General features: G+C 39.3%; 3 protein-coding genes. All 3 read left to right on the forward strand.

The features are described 5' to 3' along the window. The coding region (locus VLN09_RS11025) for a hypothetical protein (RefSeq protein ID WP_325246484.1) at positions 1-211 on the forward strand (211 nt) is incomplete at its 5' end. A 467-nt stretch (positions 212-678) separates the two neighbouring features. Next, positions 679-2,295 (forward strand): NAD(P)/FAD-dependent oxidoreductase, encoded by a 1,617-nt coding sequence (locus tag VLN09_RS11030; protein ID WP_325246486.1) that lies wholly within the window; start codon positions 679-681, stop codon positions 2,293-2,295. 1,398 nt (positions 2,296-3,693) lie between these two features. Then, positions 3,694-4,289: transporter substrate-binding protein (locus VLN09_RS11035; protein ID WP_325246488.1), on the forward strand; the 596-nt coding region annotated here is incomplete at its 3' end.

Genomic DNA, 4,289 nt, shown 5'->3' on the forward strand with positions numbered 1-4,289 from the left:
ACGAGGTGACGAAATGACCGGCATATATTACACGACTAGCGACATTAAGCAGATATTCCAATGGAAATCTGACGACACACTTACCCAACGCCGTAAGTCTGGTTTCTTACCCGAGCCAGATATTCAGGGCCGTCCTAATAAGTGGTTAAAATCTAAAATTGATGCTATTGTGGACCCAGCTAATACGATTCGAACCGAACAAAAACAATGAGCCACTTTAACGAATGACGGTATCGGTGACGGTATCGTCTTTTTTTATTCAAAATAATTACATATAAAACAATTACTTAACTTGTCAGTTTGGAATCCTGTGGGCGCACCAATTATTATATTTAGACATAACCTCGCATCACCAAAATCCGCTACAGCCCCCGAATTGACTTACATTACGTCTTACTGCATCACTTGTCATTACCTAGCAGCACCACTACACTGTTGTTAAATATTCAACAAGAGCGTCCTTTGTTATTAAAATTATTTATTAAAATGTTGTATAGCTTGATATCAAAGACTCTTAAGCTTATAGCCCACTCTTGGTGGGCGGATCATACTCAATCATTTTCACACTACAATACAAATCCGTAAATTTACCCCGCGTAAGTAAAATATTTATTCGCTTATTTGTATCAGTACCAGTAAAATGCGCGAATGTTTTCTACACTAGTTTATGAGTAACCAATGATACGTTTAACTGAAATTAAATTGCCATTAAATCATGCACCTGAAGATCTAACTACTGCTATAACGACAAAACTTAAAATTTCTGCTGAGCAAATGGCTTCATTTGTGATGTTTAAACGTGGTTATGATGCTCGTAATAAAAGAAATATCCAATTAATTTATACGCTAGACATCACACTTACCGACTCGGATTTAACTAATGATTTACTGGTTCAATTTGAGTCAGACAACCATGTTAAAGCAACACCAGATACAAGTTATAGCTATGTTGGCCAAGCGCCAAAAGATTTAACTGAGCGCCCTGTTGTTATTGGTTTTGGTCCTTGTGGATTAATGGCTGGACTTACTCTTGCCCAGATGGGTTTTAAACCTATCATTATTGAACGCGGTAATGAAGTAAGACAACGCACCAAAGACACCTTTGGCTTTTGGCGTCAGCGTAAATTAAACACTGAATCAAACGTACAATTCGGTGAAGGTGGAGCCGGTACCTTTTCCGACGGTAAATTATATAGCCAAGTGAAAGATCCAAATCATTATGGCCGTAAAGTAATGACAGAATTTGTTAAAGCAGGCGCACCAGAGGAAATTTTATTTGTTAGTAAACCGCACATAGGTACTTATAAGTTAGTCAGCATGGTAGAAAAAATGCGTGCCGAGATCATAGAAATCGGTGGTGAAGTCCGTTTTGCTACTCGCGTAGACGACTTACATATAACTGACTCAAAAGTAACTGGCGTGACACTTAATAGTGGCGAAACCTTAAAAACTAACCATGTTGTTCTTGCTGTTGGTCATAGCGCCCGAGACACTTTTGAAATGATCCATGATAAAGGCGTGTATATTGAAGCAAAACCTTTCTCAATTGGCTTTAGGATTGAACATAAACAGTCAACCATAGACCAAGCACGCTTTGGTGACAATGCTGGAAACGAAATACTTGGCGCTGCGGATTACAAACTTGTTCATCATTGTAAAAATGGTCGTTCTGTTTATAGCTTCTGCATGTGTCCAGGCGGAACCGTTGTTGCCGCAACATCAGAAGAAGGCCGTGTTGTAACTAACGGCATGAGCCAATATTCAAGAAACGAACGTAACGCCAACAGTGCTATTGTTGTAGGCATCGACCCAGAGCGAGATTACCCAAACCACCCTCTTGCTGGTATCGACTTACAAAGACAACTAGAAACCTTAGCGTTTGAATTAGGCGGCAAAAACTACAATGCACCAGCGCAAACCATTGGCGATTTCTTAAAAGGTAAACCAAATTCAGAATTAGGTGATGTTAACCCGTCTTACACACCGGGCATTACCTTAACCGACTTAAGCAAAGCACTACCCGATTTTGCCGTGGATGCCATACGTGAAGCCATTCCAGCGTTTAATAAAAAAATCCAAGGATTTTCATCTGACGACGGTTTACTAACTGGCGTAGAAACCAGAACATCGTCACCAATAAGTATTAAACGCAATAAAGAATTCCAAAGCATTAACACCAAAGGCTTATTCCCTGCAGGCGAAGGCGCTGGCTACGCAGGTGGAATATTATCAGCAGGGATTGATGGCATTAAAGTGGCCGAAGCTGTGGCGAAATCGATGCTGAAGATAGATTAAGAGCGGCTTTAGGCTTTAGGCAATTATTGGAGTAGATTAGGTTTCAGTCAAACATTATCCTAATTCTGATAAACAATATTGCTGTCCGTTTATCAGAATTTTTAATGATCAATTTGTGTATGTGAAATAAGCAAGAACTAGATTACACCACCGAGACACTGAGCTATCCTGAAGAAACCATACAACTGAATTTAGTAAAATAACGACTCAATAAAGCGTTTATGATAACTGATTATGCAGTTTATTCAGCATAGCTCAAAGCTGCTTTGGTGCATTCTGATATATCTCCTTAAACAGAATGGGATGATCCACGTCGCTAAACCTGAATAAACCCATCACCTCGCACCACTCCTGTCATTTAATATTATGACTACTCTCAGGTGCTATTAAGCACGGGTGACGACATCTTGCTTCCAACCTCATCACCTGATCGATACAAAAAATTGTATTGAAAAACAGGTAACCGTCTTTTACATCACACAATCATAGCGGTTAACGGTAATAGTCATCTAGGATTGCCAGCTATGGTCGCAGGGGCGGCAAACGATGTACTGCCAAACCTTAAATTCCAATTTTGCATCAGGATGAACCCATAGATTTTGTGAAATAAGCATTACCAATTTTTGGGTCGCTTTAAAGCTTTGATTTTTCATTATAAAACGTCATGACAATCATCAGAGTATTAATGATTCGTTGTAACATAATATTAATCAAGGAATTGATTTTACTCAGACAACGTCCCACCAAACCGGTAAATAATAATAAGATAAGCCCTTAAGAAGTAACGTTAAATGTTGCTTCCTAAGGGCTTAGAATGGAAACGTTTCAACTGAATCGGAGTATTAAACCTAACTTTTACTCATGTAGAGCAAGTATCCTGATAACAAAACCCTTACCTCTCAGGTAGCAATATTATGGTTTTTCAAGGTATAGCATTATCAATAAGAGCTTTATGAAAATCAAAGCGATTAGCCTGGTTATACATAAAAAACCTACTAGGCATTTGCTGGCAAGTCTTAGCGGGTTCCTACAACTTTTAGAAATACTCAGGTGGTTTGATTAATATTGGGGTTTTGCAAGCACCCTTGTTTACACTTTCTGAACTTAGTAGCATACCGCTTTCAATGTAATTGTTATAATCCTCTTAGACTAGACACTTATGGTGCATAGAAAATTATGACACCATTATGGTGCAAGAAAAGAGCTAAACTTACTGATAAGGAACAATATTGGTGCAATTTTTTATATTTTAGGTTGGCACAAATATTGAAGTATTAATAGCAGTTAGGAATGGTTTGTTAACTCGGCCTGCCAAGCTGCTACTTTATCTTTTTGGAGAAATACATGTCTTTATTGCCAACGCTTATCACTGCTACTCCTATCAGTACAAACTATCGTATCGACTCGAAACTCACATCACGTTTGTCTCTACTAGCAGTAGCCGTTTTAGGTAGCTTAAGTCTTATAGGTTGTCAAAAACCTGCAGAAACTAGCGCTGAGACCAATTCTACAACCACAAAAACCGAAACGGCCGAGACGACTGCTACCCCTGCAGCAGATGGTGACACAATCAAAGTTGGTATCTTGCATTCTTTATCTGGAACGATGGCCATCTCTGAAACATCATTAAAAGATACTGCCCTCATGACCATTGATGAAATTAATGCCAATGGTGGTGTGTTAGGTAAACAACTAGAGCCAATCGTCGTAGATCCCGCTTCTGATTGGCCGTTATTCGCTGAAAAAGCTCGTCAGCTGTTAACCCAAGATAAAGTCGATGTGATATTTGGTGGTTGGACATCTGTGTCACGTAAGTCAGTACTGCCTGTCGTTGAAGAACTAAACGGTTTGATGTTTTATCCGGTGCAGTACGAGGGTCAAGAGCAGTCAGAAAATATTTTTTATACTGGTGCGGCACCTAATCAACAAGCCATTCCTGCTGTTGAATATTTAATGAGTCCAGAGGGCGGTAGTGCAGAACGCTTTGTCTTACT

Source organism: Psychrobacter sp. (assembly GCF_035469765.1).
GTDB lineage: Bacteria > Pseudomonadota > Gammaproteobacteria > Pseudomonadales > Moraxellaceae > Psychrobacter.

Excerpts from the sequence above, each read along its gene's own strand:
- VLN09_RS11030 (WP_325246486.1), top strand. The coding sequence starts at position 679 with ATGATACGTTTAACTGAAATTAAATTGCCATTAAATCATGCACCTGAA.